At 44.1% G+C, this 1903-nt stretch carries 2 pseudogenes; both read right to left on the bottom strand.

The annotated features are described in order from the left end of the window. Positions 1–55 precede the first annotated feature (55 nt). Positions 56–1420, bottom strand: a pseudogene (locus ACRBG0_RS28805) (TonB-dependent receptor plug domain-containing protein); the annotation flags it as partial. A gap of 2 nt (positions 1421–1422) precedes the next feature. Further along, positions 1423–1717: pseudogene (locus ACRBG0_RS28800) on the bottom strand (TonB-dependent receptor); the annotation flags it as partial. Between the last annotated feature and the right edge of the window lie 186 nt (positions 1718–1903).

The following is a 1903-nucleotide window of genomic DNA, read 5'->3' as shown; positions in this document are numbered from 1 at the left end:
AATTCGGGATGACTCATATTATAGGAAGATGTGTAGATTATCTTTTGCGAACTCCCTAAAATTCTATCATAATACCTATACTCGGCAATGGAGTTCCAGACCCCGTTTCCAATTCTTTAAGTAAATAACGCTGCTCATCCATTGGCGCATCGGGATTAATGATGATCGGCTCACCGATGGGATTACCGTTTTCATCGAGGGTACGGTCCAGTATAAGTTCCGTATCACTCACCGCAGCACCAGTGATGTTTTCGATATCAAGGAAAAGGTTCAAACTCCACTTATCAAAGAACCACTTCTTATCGACCCTTAGGTCTATAGCACTGAAAGCATCTTGCCGCAATGTATTCAGTTGATCATAGTCAGGTACCCCGCGTGCATTACGATTCCAGTTGGTTACCAGGTTTGATGATGATGCAAAGGGAGTGAAAGGAAGGCCATCTTGAAAACGCCAATTGACCCCAATTTCCCAATTATTACCAAAGCGCTTACCCACTGCCAGGTTCGCAATATTACGGGTATCCCAGGCCGAAGGGACATATTCTCGGTTTTTGTCTTGAAACTGTGTCCAGCCAAGGGTGTAGGAAAAGATGCCATAAAACCCTTTATAAAGTCGTTGCTGAAAGAGGAACTCGATGCCATAGGCGCGGCCATCTGCGAAAGGTACTGCCGGTTCGTTACCCACCACCCCAAAGTCGCCACCGAGGTTAGCCAACGTTAGACTATCACGTAACAATAGCGGATAATCCTGGTAACCTTTGTAGTAGCCCTCAATCGTAATTTTCGAGTTGGCAGCAGTATTCCATTCAAATCCTGCTACTACATGGTAATTCTTCAGGTAACCAATACCATTCTCCTTATTCACCAGCTTCCCTCCTTCCTCATAGCCTAAAAGGGTATAAGAAGGCAGTTGAAAATACCTGCCAGTATTAAAATTAAAAGAAAAAGAAGGGCTCAGCGCATAGCTCAACGAAAGACGAGGAGAAGCCTGTTGCAGTGGATTGCTCATCTCATCAGAGTAGCTGTTTCCATCAAAGCGAATCCCCAACGATATAACTAGCCGCTCATCAAACCAATCTCTACTAGCTTGGGTGTAAAACCCGTAACGATGCATATTAAAGTCTGCCGCATAATCAATATCCTGCGCGCCCGCAGAGGTAAAAATTCGATTAAAAGTACGGTTATTGTACTTATCGTATTCGTAATTGATACCGTACCCCAACTTGTAATCACCAATTTGGCGGACGTCTTCTGCTCTGAATTTATTCTCAATTTCCTGACTCCGATAGCGCAAGGTGAGGTTGTCTTCCGTGCTGTCATCATTACCTCGATATTTTTCAGCTTCGTTGTTCAGCATATTCCGGCTAAGCACAAAGGTCCAGAAGCCATCATCACGATAGCGTTTGTAAACCAAGCCATTNNTCCATTGTGGAGCTACCGGTAAATTAGCTAATAAAAACTGTTGATCTTCGGTCTCATTGGCATCAAGGTTCAATTTAAACTGGTCTACGGCTCCCAAACCAATAAAACTGATTTCGTTTTGCTCATTAATCTTGTGCTTCACCTTGACCTGAAAGTCATTATAAGTAGGTAAAAATGGCAATTCCAAAGCTTTAAAAAGAAGCTGCAAATAAGAACGGCGAGCCGACACAAGGAAGGTTGTCTTATCACCAATGGGCCCTTCCAGCGTAGCACCTACATCAGTAGCACTGACCATAAAGGTTCCTCCAAGTCGATCACTACGGCCATCCCTTTGCCGGAATTGAAATACAGAACTCAACGCGTTTCCCCGGTTAGTAGGGAAAGCACCACTGTAAAAATCAACTTCGCGGATAAAATTAACATTGATAAGTCCTACCGGGCCACCGCCTGCTCCCTGCGTAGCAAAGTGATTGATATTAGG

This window comes from Lewinella sp. (assembly GCF_050633125.1).
Lineage (GTDB): Bacteria > Bacteroidota > Bacteroidia > Chitinophagales > Saprospiraceae > Lewinella.
The sequence above is the reverse complement of the archived record's forward strand: the minus strand, read 5'-3'. Positions and strand labels throughout refer to the sequence as shown.